The 15,378-nt window shown below is 67.4% G+C and carries 13 protein-coding genes and 1 pseudogene; 6 read left to right on the forward strand and 8 right to left on the reverse strand.

The annotated features are described in order from the left end of the window. Window positions 1-117 (forward strand): annotated as a pseudogene (locus EPL04_RS13265) (IS6 family transposase); the annotation flags it as partial. A 29-nt stretch (window positions 118-146) separates the two neighbouring features. Here the strand turns inward: EPL04_RS13265 and EPL04_RS13270 are convergent. Genes EPL04_RS13270 through EPL04_RS13280 form a run of 3 tightly spaced genes read right to left on the reverse strand, consistent with a single transcriptional unit; the run spans window position 147 to window position 3,016 of the window. After that, entirely contained in the window at window positions 147-983 is an 837-nt protein-coding gene (locus EPL04_RS13270) for an RAD55 family ATPase (RefSeq protein ID WP_134671680.1), read from the reverse strand. Window positions 984-1,036: 53 nt separating this feature from the next. Then, complete coding sequence (locus EPL04_RS13275) at window positions 1,037-2,005, reverse strand: beta-ribofuranosylaminobenzene 5'-phosphate synthase family protein (RefSeq protein ID WP_134671681.1); 969 nt, start codon at window positions 2,003-2,005, stop codon at window positions 1,037-1,039. A 51-nt stretch (window positions 2,006-2,056) separates the two neighbouring features. Next, window positions 2,057-3,016 carry a glycosyltransferase gene (locus EPL04_RS13280; protein ID WP_134671682.1) on the reverse strand — a complete coding sequence of 320 codons (960 nt, stop codon included), beginning with the start codon at window positions 3,014-3,016 and terminating at the stop codon, window positions 2,057-2,059. A gap of 175 nt (window positions 3,017-3,191) precedes the next feature. Here EPL04_RS13280 and ilvD point away from each other — a divergent pair, with 175 nt between their 5' ends. Beyond that, window positions 3,192-4,901 carry a dihydroxy-acid dehydratase gene (gene ilvD / locus EPL04_RS13285; protein ID WP_134671683.1) on the forward strand — a complete coding sequence of 570 codons (1,710 nt, stop codon included), beginning with the start codon at window positions 3,192-3,194 and terminating at the stop codon, window positions 4,899-4,901. An 88-nt stretch (window positions 4,902-4,989) separates the two neighbouring features. Here ilvD and EPL04_RS13290 read toward each other — a convergent pair whose 3' ends face one another. Beyond that, window positions 4,990-5,268, reverse strand: a complete 279-nt coding sequence (locus EPL04_RS13290) for a hypothetical protein (RefSeq protein WP_134671684.1) — start codon at window positions 5,266-5,268, stop codon at window positions 4,990-4,992. 64 nt (window positions 5,269-5,332) lie between these two features. On the opposite strand from EPL04_RS13290, the gene EPL04_RS13295 reads away from it, so the two are divergent. Continuing rightward, window positions 5,333-5,527, forward strand: coding sequence for a glycine zipper 2TM domain-containing protein (locus EPL04_RS13295; protein WP_134671685.1), 195 nt, complete (start codon window positions 5,333-5,335; stop codon window positions 5,525-5,527). 41 nt (window positions 5,528-5,568) lie between these two features. On the opposite strand, the gene EPL04_RS19215 is transcribed toward EPL04_RS13295, so the two are convergent. Beyond that, complete coding sequence (locus tag EPL04_RS19215; protein ID WP_134671686.1) at window positions 5,569-5,949, reverse strand: type IV pilin; 381 nt, start codon at window positions 5,947-5,949, stop codon at window positions 5,569-5,571. Between the two features lie 599 nt (window positions 5,950-6,548). Then, window positions 6,549-7,775, reverse strand: coding sequence for an MFS transporter (locus EPL04_RS13305; protein ID WP_167599475.1), 1,227 nt, complete (start codon window positions 7,773-7,775; stop codon window positions 6,549-6,551). 270 nt (window positions 7,776-8,045) lie between these two features. On the opposite strand from EPL04_RS13305, the gene EPL04_RS13310 reads away from it, so the two are divergent. Then, entirely contained in the window at window positions 8,046-8,321 is a 276-nt protein-coding gene (locus EPL04_RS13310) for a hypothetical protein (protein WP_134671688.1), read from the forward strand. Between the two features lie 155 nt (window positions 8,322-8,476). Beyond that, a complete protein-coding gene (locus EPL04_RS13315; RefSeq protein WP_134671689.1) occupies window positions 8,477-10,615 on the forward strand; it encodes a hypothetical protein in 2,139 nt (712 codons plus the stop codon). On the opposite strand, the gene EPL04_RS19355 is transcribed toward EPL04_RS13315, so the two are convergent. Both EPL04_RS19355 and EPL04_RS13320 read right to left on the reverse strand, forming a co-directional pair. Beyond that, a complete protein-coding gene (locus tag EPL04_RS19355) occupies window positions 10,616-10,750 on the reverse strand; it encodes a DUF7503 family protein (RefSeq protein ID WP_280633727.1) in 135 nt (44 codons plus the stop codon). It lies immediately after the preceding gene. Window positions 10,751-11,001: 251 nt separating this feature from the next. Continuing rightward, on the reverse strand, window positions 11,002-11,403 hold the full coding sequence (locus tag EPL04_RS13320) for a type IV pilin (RefSeq protein ID WP_134671690.1): 402 nt from the start codon (window positions 11,401-11,403) through the stop codon (window positions 11,002-11,004). A gap of 336 nt (window positions 11,404-11,739) precedes the next feature. On the opposite strand from EPL04_RS13320, the gene EPL04_RS13325 reads away from it, so the two are divergent. Further along, entirely contained in the window at window positions 11,740-15,372 is a 3,633-nt protein-coding gene (locus EPL04_RS13325) for a PAS domain S-box protein (protein WP_134671691.1), read from the forward strand. Window positions 15,373-15,378 lie beyond the last annotated feature (6 nt).

Below are 15,378 nucleotides of genomic sequence, written 5' to 3' on the forward strand. Positions count from 1 at the left end.
TTCCGCGAGGTAAAACGCCGGACCTCCTCGTTCAGCAACTGTTTCAGCCACGTCGAACCAGCAACTGCTGAAACATGGCTCCAAGCCTTTGCCGTCTGGCACAATTCCACAAACTAAACACGATGCTCGCGGCGAGCCCACCGGCGCTATCGGATCTTCCGGACGTTGCTGATGTCGAACCCGGCCTCGTGGATCTCGGTCTCGAAGCGGATCACGTCCTCGGCTTCGAGTCGCGAGAGCACGCCGCGAAACTCCCGGACGTACATCACTCGGTCGCGCTCGCTCCCGCCGGTCTCCCACTCGAAGGCGATGGTGCCGTCGGTCGCGCCCATCAGGTCGCCCATCTCGACGTCGGTGAGCGCGTCCTGGTTCACCAACACGAGGATGAGCCCGCTCCACGCCCGCGAGGCCTTCTGGAGGCCCTTCATCAGCAGGGTCACGTCGCTCCAGCCGAGATGTTCCTCGGGCGCGCGAGTCAGGTCGGTCAGCGAGTCGATCACGACGAGGTTGTTGGCGGCGTTGCGGTTGAGATGCTCGCCGACCGCCTCCAGCACGCCCCGGCGCTCGCTCCCCTGTCCGAGGTCGGTGATGGTCTGGGTCCGGCGGGTGTACCACTCCCGGGGGATCGGCGACAGCTGGAAGTACTCCTGGCTGAAGTCGGCGAACGTGACCGCATCGAGGGCCGACTCGACGATCTCCTCGTCCATCGTGTACTCGACTTCTCGGCGGAGTTCGTCGCCGCTGGCGGTGAACGAGACGTAGTGGATCTCCTCGGGGACCGCGGCCCGGTCGTCGACGTCGCCGTAGTGGAGGTCGAACTGCTCGTCGTCGGTGTGGGCCAGCCCGTTGATCGCCGCGCTGGTGTAGAGGAACTCGCGGGCCCCCGCGCCGGTCTCGCCCGCCAGCAGGACCACGCTTCCGGGCGGTGCGCCGCCGCCGATGATCGAGTCGAGCCGGGAGACGCCGAAGGGGATTCGGTCCATGCGCTCGTCTCGGGTCGTCTCGGCCGGGGCGCTTGGGTCTTTCGTCTGTCGGCCTACCGATCGCCGATCCGGGCGCCGCGGTTTCGGGGTTCGGCGACCAGCACCTCGCCGTCGACGCCCGCGGCCGCGAGCGCCTCGCGGGCGGCCTCGCGGGCGGGCCCCGAGCGATCTCGCGCCGTGACCCCGTACACCGCCGGGCCCCACGACGACTGGCCCGCGCCCGCGATCGCCGGCGACTCGTCGAGTCTCGCGACCACCTCGCCGACCGGCGGGCGGTAGACGCCGCCCTGCTCGTCGGCGTACCACGCGCCGTTGAGTCGGCCGACCTCCGCGACCGCCGCGCCGAACGCCGCGCGGTCGCCCTCCGCGATCGCGGGGAGGACCCGCCGGCTCACGAGCGCGGCGATCCGATCGGCGACGGCCGGGTCGGCGCGCTCGACCACCGAGCGCATGCTGTCGTCCTCGTCGTCCCCGTTCCGACCCGGCTCGGCGTCCGGGAGCGCGAGCACGAACCGCCAGTCGTCGGGCACGGGGCGGCGGGCCGCGACCGCCGGCACCGACCACTCGCCGCGGGGCGGGCGGTCGGCGGTGAACCGCTCGGTCGGGTGGCCGGTGTCGAGGACGAACCCGCCCGACTCGAACGCCGCCACCCCGACGCCCGACCGGCCGCCCCGCCCGAGCCGGGGCGCTCGCTCGCGGACCCGGGGCTCGGTACCGGTGGCGGTCGCGACCGCCGCGAGGACCGCGAGCGCGAGTTGGGTCCCGCTCCCGAGTCCGACGTGACGGGGAAGAGTCTCCTCGACGGTCACCGACGCCCCGGGCGCGTCGAGCAGGTCGACGGCGCGCGCGGCGTACTCGCGGGCGGTCGGGTGGTCGCAGTCGACGCGGTCGGCGGGCTCGGCGGTCACGACCGCTCGCGGGCTCTCGAGCGCGACCCCGAGCGAGCCGTAGAGGCGCTCGTGAGCCAGCGAGAGGTTCTGGAAGCCAAAGTGGAGCCGACCCCCGACCGAGACGCGCACCATACCACCGATTACGGGGGCGTCGGGTTCCCGGTTCCGACAGTGGCAAAACTGTCAGGCCAGCCGATCGACGACGTGGTCGGCGACCCGGTCGACGCCGTTGTCGTGGCTCGGCGAGTCCGGCGGGTGGCGGACCGCCCGGGCGACGTGGGCGATCGAGTGTTCGACCTGAAAGCCCCGGACGCCCCGGCGTTCGAGCACCCGGGTGACGCCGTGCTGTTCGTCGGTGAACGGGTAGACCACGCAGGGCGTCCCGCCGACCGCCGCCTCCATCACCGTCGAGTAGCCCGAACACACCACAACGTCGGCGGCCCGAATCCAGGGGAGGAGCGCGGGGACCGCCTCCCAGGCGTCGGTGCCGACGAGCGTCACGTCCCGGCCCTCGGTCCGGAGGGTCTCGGCGAGCACGTCGAAGTTCGTCGAGTAGACGCTCGGGACGACCAGCACGCCAACGTCGACGTCCGGCCCCGAGGAGTCGGTGGGGTCGAGCGCGATCGGCGGGACGTGCTCGACCCCCGGCGGGTCGCCCTCGTCGGGAGGCCACACCGCGGGGTAGAGAAACGACTCGGCGACCGAGAGCTGATAGCGGTTCAACAGCCAGGTGAACACCTGCTCGACCGCGGCGTCGTAGTAGGAGGCGGCGTTGTGGGTCACGACGTACACGGGCGTCCCGGTCAGCGAGGCCGCCATCGCCCCGAACATGTCGTCGGTGACCAGTGCGGCGGGCTCCTCGCGGCGAAGCCACCCCACGAGGTCGACGACTCGCTTGGCGCTGTACGGCAGGCTTCTGGTCAAAACGCGGCCGAGCGACCCCTCCTGATAGTCGCCGATGTAGTCGACCGGGGCGGCCCGGAACACCTCGTAGCCGTTGCACTCGATGAAGCGCGAACCGGGACCGCCGCCGGCGAGCACGACCTCGACACCCGCGTCTTCGAGCGCCTGCGCGACCCCGAGCATCCGCGTCGCGTGGCCCGCTCCCTCGGGGTAGTGCGCGACGGCGACCGTCCGGTCCATGCGTGTGCTTCGACGGCCGCTCGAAAAGTATGTTCCCCTTCTGGAATATCGCTGACTCGTCGGCGGTCGGCGGGCCGGCGACCCCGCCGCATCCGGGCGACCGACCGCCGTCGGATTCGACAGCAACGATTGTCCGAGCACGACAACTTAAGCCGCTCCGGGCTCACCGTCGCGTATGTCCGAGAAACCGGCTGATCTCCGGAGCAGCGAAGTCACCGAGGGCCCGGACCGCGCCCCGCATCGGGCGATGTTCCGCGCGATGGGCTACGACGACGACGATCTCTCCTCGCCGATGGTCGCGGTGGCCAACCCCGCGGCCGACGTGACCCCGTGTAACGTCCACCTCGACGACGTCGCCGAGGCCGCCTACGACGGCGTCGACGAGTCGGGCGGGATGCCCATCGAGTTCGGGACCATCACCATCTCCGACGCTATCTCGATGGGAACCGAGGGGATGCGAGCCTCGCTCATCTCCCGGGAGGTCATCGCCGACTCCGTCGAACTGGTCGCGTTCGGCGAGCGCGTCGACGGCCTCGTGACCGTCGCCGGCTGTGACAAGAACCTCCCGGGGATGATGATGGCCGCGATCCGGACCGACCTCCCGTCGGTGTTCCTCTACGGCGGCTCGATCATGCCCGGCGAGCACGACGGCCGGGAGGTCACCGTCCAGAACGTCTTCGAGGGGGTCGGCGCGGTCGCGCAGGGCGAGATGTCCGAAGACGAACTCGACGACCTCGAACGCCACGCCTGTCCCGGCGCGGGCTCGTGTGGCGGGATGTTCACCGCGAACACGATGGCGTCGATCTCGGAGGCGCTCGGGCTCGCGCCCCTCGGGAGCGCGGGCGCGCCCGCCGAGTTCGACGAGCGCTACGACGTCGCCGAGCGCGCGGGCGACCTCGCGGTCGAGGCCATCGAGGAAGACCGCCGGCCCTCCGACATCCTCGACAAGCGCTCGTTCGAGAACGCAATCGCCCTCCAGGTCGCGATCGGCGGCTCGACCAACGGCGTCCTCCACCTGCTCGCGCTCGCGGCCGAGGCCGGCGTCGAGTTGGACATCGCGGAGTTCGACGAGATCTCGCGCCGAACCCCGAAGATCGCCAACCTCCAGCCCGGCGGCGAGCGCGTGATGTACGACCTCTACGAGCAGGGCGGGGTCCCGGTCGTGATCCGGCGGCTCGTCGAGGCGGGCCTGTTCGACGGCGACGCCGAGACGATCACGGGTCGCACGATCTCCGAGGAGCTCGCGGAGCTCGACCTCCCCGACGACGACGAGATCGACGCCGACTTCGTCCGGCCGGTCGAGGATCCGTTCCACGAGGAGGGCGCGATCAAGATCCTGACCGGCAACCTCGCGCCCGACGGCGCGGTGCTGAAGGTGACCGGCGAGGACAACTTCCACCACGAGGGCCCCGCCCGGGTGTTCGAGTCCGAGGAAGACGCGATGGCGTACGTCCAGGAGGGCCGGATCGAGTCGGGCGACGTCATCGTCATCCGCAACGAGGGCCCGCAGGGCGGCCCGGGGATGCGCGAGATGCTCGGCGTCACCGCCGCCGTCGTCGGCGCTGGCCACGAGGACGACGTGGCGCTGTTGACCGACGGCCGGTTCTCGGGCGCGACCCGGGGGCCGATGATCGGCCACGTCGCCCCCGAGTCGTACGTCGGTGGCCCGATCGGTGCCCTGGAGGACGGCGACCACGTCGTCGTCGACATCGCCGACCGGACGCTCGCGGCCGATCTCACCGACGCGGAGATCGAGTCCCGGCTCGACGCCCGCGAGGAGCCCGAGCCCGCCTACGACGACGGCGTCTTGGCGAAGTACGGCGCGACGTTCGGGTCGGCCGCCGAGGGCGCGGTGACGAACCCGGGCGTCAAAGGCGACGACTGAGGCGGCGGGCCGGGCTCGGGGTACCCAGACCGGACCCCGCTCGCCGGCGCGACGACGCCACGCGGAAGCTCTCGGCGGGTCGGCGCCGCTACTCCTCGCGGAGCGCGCTCGCGATCGCTTCGAGTTCGGCCTTCCGGAACGGGCGGTCGGCCTCCGTCGGATCGGCTTCGTCGGACTCGCCGAGCGCCCGGAGAATCCCGGCCCGCATTCGGGACTTCGACGGCAACCGATTCCCGTCGATCTCGTGGCCCACGGCGTCACAGATCGCCGCGAGGGCCTCTTTGGTGAACGCGGTCGACTCGATTCGGTCGTGTCGTCCCACACTGCGTCGGATCTCGTTTCGGAGGTCGTCGACGGTCGGTGACATAGCTCGTCTACCGTACGGTCGTGTCGTCGGATACATTTATCTGCGTACTCGTCGAACTACGATCATGCGCAATCGTCTCATCCGAACGATGAACCGGGCCAAGTACGCGGCCGTCGGCGCCGCGGTCGGCGGTGCCGTGGGCGGGGTAATCAGCCGGAACGCCGCGAGCACCGCGGCCGGTATCGGTGCGCTCGTCGGCGCGACGGTCGGCGAGAAGCGGGCTTCGGTGCGGACGCTGGTCGAGGAGAACAGAAATTAAAAAGGGCGTACGGTGACCTTTGTGCCGGGTGTAAGTTTTAACTAACTACCGAAGGTGAAGACGGTAGCGTTTTGAGCGTTCCCATCGACATTGTAGGCTACCACGGAGTTGGAACTACCACTGCAAGTGATGGTCTGACCGACTTGAGTAGTGTGTTTAGTTGCCCAACCAGAGTCACCGGGACCATCTACGGCCGAGCATTTGATTCCAGTCGTACTGGGGCCAAGTGAATTAAGCGTGACTTCGTTGGTGCCACTAGCCGCCGAAACGCCTGCTGAGGCGTTCTGGTTGACGTTCTCACCGAGACCGAGCACGAACGTGCCGATGACGGCGGCCAGAATCACCGTGATGGCGACCATCAGGATGACCCCGATCACCGGGCTCACCGCCTCGTCGTCCGTGAATAAGCTTTTGAAGTTCATGAGTTGTGTTTCTCGTTTGGCACGGTATCATCTCTGAGAAGTGGCCGCACATTTTATGCCGAACGACCGAGTACTTTGGTCCGTCGGCGGGGAGAGCCTGTCAAAGCCGCCCCACGTCCGACACTTCTCTGTAATGATACGTGCTTAGGTGAGCGTTAAGCTCACGAGTATATAAAAACTTCTCTACCTAAACGCGTGGTCATATTATTCGCTCTTTTCGTTTCCCATTATCCCCCAACAGATAGCATTAGGGCTGGTTAAAACGGGTCTAAGCCGTCCCATAGAAAAATTAACCGATGGCGAGAGACTACGAGGATCCTTATCTCGAAATCTATGTTGAGCGATTTGGTGAGAGAGTGAGCGCGCTCGAGACCACCGTCCTCGACCCCGACGACATCGAGATAAAACAGTACACCGATCGCGACTCCTCAGAACTCCGGCGAATCGCCCAAGTCGAACGCGAGTCGGGACTCGATCCGGCTCTCGCGACCGGACCAGAGCCTTCGGCCCACCGCACTCGCGGCGGGTCTGCACCCCGAAAACCGTCGTCTTCGCCGAACTCGACGCGCCTCGGCGCGCGCTCTCGGGACTGCATCGGCTCACCCGTCGTCCCAGAACAACAGGCCGATCAGCGCGCTACCGAGCGCGCATCCCGCCAACAGCACGAACGCCTCGTCGAACCGACCTCGGTCGCCGAGCGCGCCGACGATCGTGGGGGAGGTCGCCGCCAGCAACAGGTACCCGGTCCTGAGCAGTCCGAACCCGGTCCCCTGCATCTCGGTCGGCAGGCTGTCGACCACGCCCGCCTGTGCGATCGGCCAGAACCCGAGCTGTGCGCTCGCGAGGACTGCGAGCACCACCAACAGCCAGACCTCGTCGGTCGCGAGCAGGAGCGCGATCGCGCCCGCCGACAGGAAGCTGAACCCGAGTAGGGTCGGCCTGTCGCCGACCGAGTCGGCCAACACGCCGGCCAGCGGCTGGACGAGGATGCCCGACGCGAAAAACGCGCTGTAGAGGAGCGCCGCCGAGCCCTCCGAGAGCCCCTTTATCGACACGAGGTAGGTCGGGAAGAAGCTCGTGAACCCCTGATAGACGATCGACATCAGGAGCATCGCCGCGGTGAGCACGAGGGTCTGTCGCCCGGTGACTTCGGCGACGAACCGCCGGAGGGCGTCCGCCGAGAGGTCGTCGGCCACGCTCTCTTGGCCGGAGGTGCGGGCGGGGACGGTGACCCAGAGTCCGACGGCCGCCAGCGCGAACAGCGGCGTCGCGGCCGCGAACCCGAGCCGCCAACTCGCGGCGCCGGCCACGACGCCCGCCCCGGCCGGCAAGAGGACGGTCCCGAGGTTCCCGGCGGCCGAGCTGACCCCCATCGCCGTCGCCGTCCGATCGGGATAGACGTCCGCGAGCGAGGTGAATCTGGTGGTCGCGTAGACGCCGGTCGCCGACCCCAGCAGGACGAAGCCGGCGAACAGCGCGAGCGTCGACCACGCGAGCGCGCTGGCCGCGAGCGCCACGATCGCGAGCGCCGAACTCGCCACCAGAACGGCCCGTTCGCCGATCCAGTCGCCGAGGACGCCGCCGGGGAACTGCAACAGCGCGTAGGTGAACCAGAGCGTGCTCAAGAGCAGTCCCGCGGTCGAGAGTCCGATCCCGAAGTCCGCGCGGATGTACGGAACCAGCGTCGGCGCCGAGAGCCTGACCCCGAGTCCGAGAAACCAGCCGAACGCGATGGTGAACAGAATCCGTCCCCGCCCGTCGCTCGCGAGATCCGACGCGACCGCACGTACGCGAGCGGAGAGTCCGGAGGAGCCGAACGGAGTCACGTCGCCACACTGGTCCGAGTAGCGGCTTATCTGTTGGCATCCCGGAGAGGGACGGCGCCTTTCTCCGGGCTCGCCGCCGAGACCGTGCGGGCTGGTAGCAATGGTCGGAAAATGTTAACACTGTAACACCTGTATGATACGATCCCCATGATGGACGACCAGCACAGTTGACCCAGCGCCCAGTCAGGGAAGTACGTACCGCGTACGTCCGTGGCGGGGCCTCCGAACCCGTTCGCCAGACACGCCGACTACCACCCACTCACCCCGCCAATGAACGAACAACGAGATCCGCACCGATCGACACGAACCGCCCGCCCAGAGTACCGCGCGCCCCGGACGTGGACCGGCCTCGCCCTGTACGTCGGGTTCGGCGCGCTCGTCCCGCTGGCGCTGTTCGCGCTCGCGCATCCGACGGCCGTCGCGGCCGCGATCGCCGGTCTCAGCGTCGGCCTGCTCGCCCGACCGCTCGGTCACCGACTGACCCGCCGGTCGGGTCGAGTCGAGCGTCCGACCAACGCCGTCGGACGCGCCGCGTCCGAGGAGTGACCGCCCGCTTTTTTCGAGGACGCCGCCGACGGCCGCTCGGCTTCGGAACGTGGCGCTGTTTCGATTCGTCGGACGCGTCGGTACACGATAACTGATACCGCCGATTTCAGTACCCGGGGGTTTTTTCAATTTGGTTCGGAAATATTCCGCGTGTGATGAACAGTTTGGGAGGTGAGCGCTCCGCGTCTCCGGACGAGACCGCCGTCGGCACGCTCTCTTTCGAAGTCGACGCGGGCGACTGCGGCGTCACCGTCGTCGACTCGATAGAGCGACACCGCTACTCGGTCGAGACCTCCCGCCCGGTCGCTCCCACGCCCGTGGACGTCGACGACTTTCTGTTTCCCGCGGATGCGGGTGTCGCGATAACGACCGAGAGCCTCACGCTCCCGACGGTCGTCCCGGTCTACGTCAGGGATCAGACCGGCGACATGCTCGCGGAGGCCGAACACTTCGCCGACGAGGCCTTCGACGAGGGCGTCTACAGCATCGAACTCAACGCCCCGATCAAGCTCTATCTGAACGTGAGCGGTCCGCTCGCGGTTACCTCGGACATGGAACACATGCAGTTCGAGTTCGGCTCGGAGACGGAGGTGTTGCTCGGCGCGCGCTCGCACCACGAGCATCCGGCCGCGACCGTCACCACGACGGCCGACCCGACCGATATGATGGCGGCGGTCTCGACGTTCGGCTCCGCGCTCAAGACCACGAGCTGCGAGCGGTCGTATCCGACCCTCCGGGGCCATCCGCCGACGATCGAACTCGGGGACCAACTGGAGATCCCCGACGAGCTGACCGTCCCCGACACCGGAATCCGGATCGAGATCCCGTCGACGTATCGCGCGGTCTACGTCGCGGCGCCGCTGGCCTACTATCTCGGAGCCACGGTGGTCGAGGGCGATCGGCCGCGGGTCGTCACCGAGACGGGGTTCGAACACCCCCTCGACACCGAACGGGGCGTGGAAGCCGAGGCCGAACGGCTCCTGAAACAGACGTTCTTCCTCGACTGTCTGACTCGGACGGAAGGCTACTATCAGGTCGATCTCCACGAGCGGGGCGCGATCGAACCGAGAGTCGATCTCGATTTCGAGCGACTGTACGAACAGTCGCCGGCCGAGCAGTTGGAGGCGTATCTCACGGTCCCGTTCTCGGTCGTCGAACCCGAGATCCCCGAGTGGAAGCTGACGTCCCACGTCGAACCCGTAGCGACCAGCATCGAAACGCTACCGTTCGTCGTCGAGGATCTGGCCGTCGTTCACACCCCGAAGGAGCGCGAGCCCGCAGACGCGACACAGGAAGCGGCGGCCGTAGAAGATTTCTTCCGGACGGGCGCGACCGACGAGGCCGCCGAGTTCACCCGGAGCACCGATCGGACGACCCCGACCGACGAGTCCTACGTCCAACCGGAGTCGGCCGACTCGCTCGAACAAACGTGGGTCGGCGACGGAACGCCCATCGGCGCGAGCAAGGCGACCACCGCGGCGTTCCGCAACCACCTCAACCGGACGCCGACCGAGGGCGACATCGAGATCACGGTCGTCTGCAACGACCGACAGATGAACGAGGAGCGCGACGCGGTCGACGCCGGCTACGGCTCACGCGAAACGCTCCCGTTCGACGTCACCGTCCACCACGATCTGACCACGACCGAACTCCGCGACGTCCTCGCTCGCCAGACCGACTTCCTCCACTACATCGGCCACATCGACGGCGGCGGCTTCGAGTGTGCCGACGGGAAGTTCGACGCGACGACGCTCGATTCGGTCGGCGTGGACGCGTTCTTGCTGAACGCCTGCCAGTCGTACGCACAGGGGATGCACCTGCTCGAGGCGGGAAGTATCGCCGGCGTCGTCACCCTGAGCGACGTGATCAACACCGGTGCGGTCCGGGTCGGCCGGACGATGGCTCGCCTGCTCAACGCCGGATTTCCGCTTCGGGCGGCGCTCACCATCGCCCGGAACGAGAGCATCGTCGGGGGCAAGTACATCGTGGTCGGCGACGGCGGCCTCTCGATCGCACAGGCCGAGAGCGGGACGCCGAACCTCTGTGAGATCGAACGCGACGGCGACGCGTTCACCCTCCGGATGGAGACGTACCCGACCGCCCAGACCGCGATGGGGACGCTGATAATCCCTTACATCGAGCAAAACGAGACGCACTTTCTGACGTCGGGGGTCGACGAGGAGTTCTCGATGGGGGAAGACGAACTGCGTCGATTCCTGAGCCTCGAAGAGGTTCCGATCCGTTTCGACGGGGAACTGCGGTGGAGTACCGACCTCTCGGTCGAGCAGTTGTGATCAGGGACCGGCGGTCGAGCCCAGATTCGCGGCCGCCGAGTTGCCCGCTTGTGTCAAAAGCAGACAGATCGTAAAGAGGACGCCGGCCATTCTCGGATTCTGTGCGATGTAGTCTGCGATGTCTGTTTTGGACATTGCATACCACAATTTTAGATAAAAATATGTGAAATTTTCTAAACAATCCTGACAGATAAAATACTGGCTTTATTATTGTGAAGTTTTATATAAACGAACGCGTTTGAGTGTCATTACATAACACGGTCGGTGGGGTGTAGAACGCTCGTCGGGTGCAATCGCCCGCTTTTCGAAGCCTATCTTCGCTCTCACCGCGACGAACACGCCGGCACTGCTCGCGGCGTCACACTCACCGTCGAGAGCGCGAACCGCTACCCGTCGAAGGTGTAGACCACTGCGTCTCCGATTCCGTCGCCGAAGGCCACGACGGAGTTCGCGTTCGAACTACAGGAGATCGAATCGCCGACGGTCTCGGTCGCTCCGGGGCGGTCGCCGTCGTCGTACCGGTCGTTCGACGAGTCCAGATCGTCCCCGGTCTCGTCGGCGTCCGAACACCGAACGCCGTCCGTGTTCGGACCGACCGAGTTGAGCGTCACCGTCCTGTCTCCCGTCGGGGAGACCCCCGCGGTGGCAGTTTGGTCGACGTCTTGACCGAGTCCGAGCACGAACGTCCCGATGAGCGCGGACAGAACCGCGGTGGTGGCGACCAGCAGGACGACGCCGATCACCGGCGAAACGCCGGTCTCGTCTGCGAGTAACTGTTTCGGGTTCATCGTTTGGGTCTCTCGGCACTGCATCGGCGCCGACACGCGGTGGCGTTCGCCGACTCGCGGGGTCGATTTCGATCGGCGCCGATACGTGCTCGGACGCTACTTCCCATCCGCTATACATAACCTCTTTGCCATGTAGGCGCCCTCTGGCCGGAGCGGGGGCCTCGAAACCGAGGGAAATCGGCTCTGAGAAGGCGGCTCTACCGACGGTGTTCGTCTCTGACCGGTGGCCGGCGATGCGAACCATTCAGAGCGCTTACTGGCTCTCTCGGACGTATCAAACACGGGAACGATGCCGGCGGCGGAACTCCTTTAGCCTCCGCTCGCCTCCTACTCGGTATGTCTGCCCCCGGGCCATCCGAGGGAATCTACGCCGAGACGCTGGCGGTGTTCGGCGAGTCGATACACGCACCAGAACCCCTCAGTACCACCGAGGTCGCCGACGCCCTCGACGTTCCGCGGCGGACCGCGTACAAACGACTCGATACCCTCGCCGAGCGTGGCGACGTCGCCACCAAGAAGGTCGGCGCGAGTGCCCGCGTCTGGTGGCGCCCTGACGCGTCTCGGCCGACCGCCCCCTCCGAGACCACTGCTCCGAGGGTCGAGTCGATGATCGACGTCCTCGACGGCGCCGGGGTCGGCGTGTTCGTCCTCGACGCGGACTTCGAGGTCGCGCGGATCAACGACGCCACCGAGCGGTACTTCGGACTCGACCGCGAGGACGTCGTCGGTCGCGACAAACGCGGGCTCGTCGAGGATTCCATCGCGGACCGCGTCGACGACGCGACCGCGTTCGCCGACACCGTTCTCGCGACCTACGACGACAACACGGACACCGAGTGCTTCGAGTGTCGGGTCACCCCGGGCGCGGACCGCGAGCCCCGGTGGCTCGAACACTGGAGCAAGCCCATCGACGCCGGCCGGTACGCGGGCGGGCGCATCGAACTCTACTACGACATCACCGACCAGAAACACTCCGAGCAGGCGCTCGCTCAGGAGCGGAGTCTCACCGACCGCCTGCTGGAGACCGCGCCGATTCGCCTCGCCATCTTCCGGCCCGACGGGTCGGTCGAGCGGATGAACTCCCGGGTCCGTCGGGAACTCGGCCGCGAGGACGCGGACCTCTCGGCGTTCGAGTTCGGCGACTTCGACGTGTACGATCCGGACGGCGATCCGTTGCCCGTCGAGCGCCACCCCGTCTCGCGCGTGCTCGAAACCGGCGAGCCGGTCCGAGGGGAGGTGATCCAACACGAGACCCCGGACGGCGACCGGCGGTGGGTGTCGCTCAACGCCGCCCCGCTGTTCGACCCCGACGGCGACCTCGAACGCGTCGTGGTCACCGGCAAGGACATCACGGCGCTAAAACGGACCGAGCGAGCGCTCGCCCGGCAACGCGATCAGCTCCAGCTCGAACTCGACGACGTGTTCACGCGCATCACCGACGGGATGCTCGCGGTCGACCTCGACTGGACGGTCACCTACGTCAACGACCACGCCAAGCACCTCCTCGGCCGTCCCGACGCAGACCTCCGCGGGAAGAATCTCTGGGAGGCGTTCCCGGAACAGGTCGGCTCCGACGCGTGGGAGCGGTATCACGAGGCGATCGAGACACAGCGACCGATCACGTTCGAGACCCGGTCGGCGGAGGTCGGCGGGTGGGTCCAAGCCCGCGCGTACCCCTCCGAGACCGGGCTCTCGATCTACTTCCGGGACATCACCGAGCGCAAGGAGCGAGAGGCCCGACTCGAGGAGGCCCGGAATCGCTACCAGACCCTCGTCGAGCACTTCCCGAACGGGGCGGTCGCGCTCGTCGACGCCGACGAAGACGGGAGACTCCGGTACGTCACCGTCGGCGGCACCGCGATCGAATCGGCGGGGGTCGACCTCGAGGACCTCGAAGGCCAACCGCTCCGCGAGCGCCTGCCGCCCGAGATCGTCGACGAAATCGCCCCGCACTACGAGGCCGCGCTCGACGGCGAGCAACGCGTCTTTCAGTCGGCGTTCGGCGACCGCGTCCATCAGTTCCGGATGGTCCCGGTCCACACCGACGACGGCGAGGTGTTCGCCGCGCTCGGCATGTCCCAGGACATCACCGAGCTGAAAGCCCGCGAACGCGAACTCGAACGCTACGAGACCATCGTCGAAACGGTCGACGACGGCATCTACGCCCTCGACGACGACCTCGAGTTAACGATGGTGAACTCCGCGCTCGCCGAACTGATCGGGGACGACCGCGAGGACCTCCTCGGCACGTCGGCCCGAACCATCACCGACGACGTCTGGGACGGGGTGGCCCAACTGGAGGCCGAGATGAGAACCGGGGACCGCTCGTCGGCGAGCGTCGAGTGCACGCTCGAAGCCGCGGACGGCGATCGCATCCCGGTGGAGGCGACGTGGGTGCTTCGGTCGACCGACGACGCCGACGAACGCGTCGGTACCGTCCGGGACGTCAGCGACCGGAAAGCCCGCGAGCGAGAGCTTCAGAACCGCGTCCAGCAACAGCGGGCGCTCGCGGAGTTCTCCCAGCACGCGCTCGAAGATCGGTCGCTCGACGAACTGTTCGACGAGGCGGTCGAACGCGTCGCCGACGTCCTCGATCACGACTACTGCAAGGTGCTGGAACTGCTCCCCGAGGCCGACGAACTCCGGTTGCGAAACGGCGTCGGGTGGCGCAAGGGCATCGTCGGGGAGGCGACGGTCGCGGACGACCGGTCCTCACAGGCCGGGTACACCCTCATCGCGGAGGAACCGGTGGTGGTCGAGGACCTCGCGAGCGAAGACCGATTCAGCGGCCCGGCGCTCCTGACCGACCACGACGTTCAGGGAGGGATCAGCACCGTGGTCGGGTCCTACGACGAGCCGTGGGGGATTCTGGGAACCCACGACACCGACCGCCAGTCGTACGCCGACCACGATGTCCAGTTCGTCCAGAGCATGGCGAACATCCTGACGAGCGCCATTCGGCGCTACGAGCGCGAACAACAGCTCGAACGCTACGAGACCATCATCGAGACGGCCGACGACGGCGTCTTCGCGCTCGACGCCGACGAGCGGTTCGTCCTGGTCAACGAGGCGTTCTGCGAGCTGACGGGGTACGACCGACAGGAACTGCTTGGCCGCCACGCGTCGGTGGTCCACAGCGAGCGAGTCAGCAGGGAGGCCGCCGAGCTGAGCGAGCAGGTCGCCGACGGTCTCGGGCGCGTGACGATGGAGGTGGAGTTCCCGACCAGAGACGGCGGAACGATCCCGGTCGAGAGTCGGTTCGGCCCGTACCGGTACGACACCGACACGGACGCTCGGGCCGGCATTGTCCGGGACATCTCCGAGCGCAAAGAGCGCGAACAGCGACTCCGGGCCCAAAACGAGCGACTCGAAAGCTTCGCGAGCATGCTCGCCCACGAACTCCGGAACCCGGTCACCATCGGCCAGATCTACACCCAGCAGTTGTCGACGGACCCAGACCCCACGGCCGTGGAGTACGTCACCGAGGCGTTCGACCGGATCGAGGATATGATCGACGTGATGCTCGTGTTGACGCGGGGCCGCGACGCCGTCAGCGGCGACGCGACGATCCATCTCGAAGCGGTCGCCCGGGAGGCGTGGGCCGAAGCCCAGACCCGGGACGCGACCGTCGACGTGGCGCTCGAAAAGACGATCGAGGCCGACGAGACGTACATCAGTCACCTGTTTCGGAACCTGTTCGAGAACGCCGTCGAGCACGGTGGGGCCGACGTTACCGTCACGGTCGGCGATCTCCCGGACGGATTCTACGTCGCCGACGACGGCGAGGGAATCCCGGCCGGGGAGCGCGAGACGGTGTTCGAGGTGGGGTACACGACCGCCTCCGACACCGGCGGCACCGGGTTGGGGCTGGCGTTCGTCGCCGAGTTGGCCGACGTCTACGAGTGGACGGTGACGGTGACCGAGAGCCCGACGGGGGGTGCCCGGTTCGAGTTCCGGGACGACTCGTGAGCGGCC

The sequence above is a fragment of the Halorussus marinus genome, from assembly GCF_004521895.1.
GTDB classification, from domain to species: Archaea; Halobacteriota; Halobacteria; order Halobacteriales; family Haladaptataceae; genus Halorussus; species Halorussus marinus.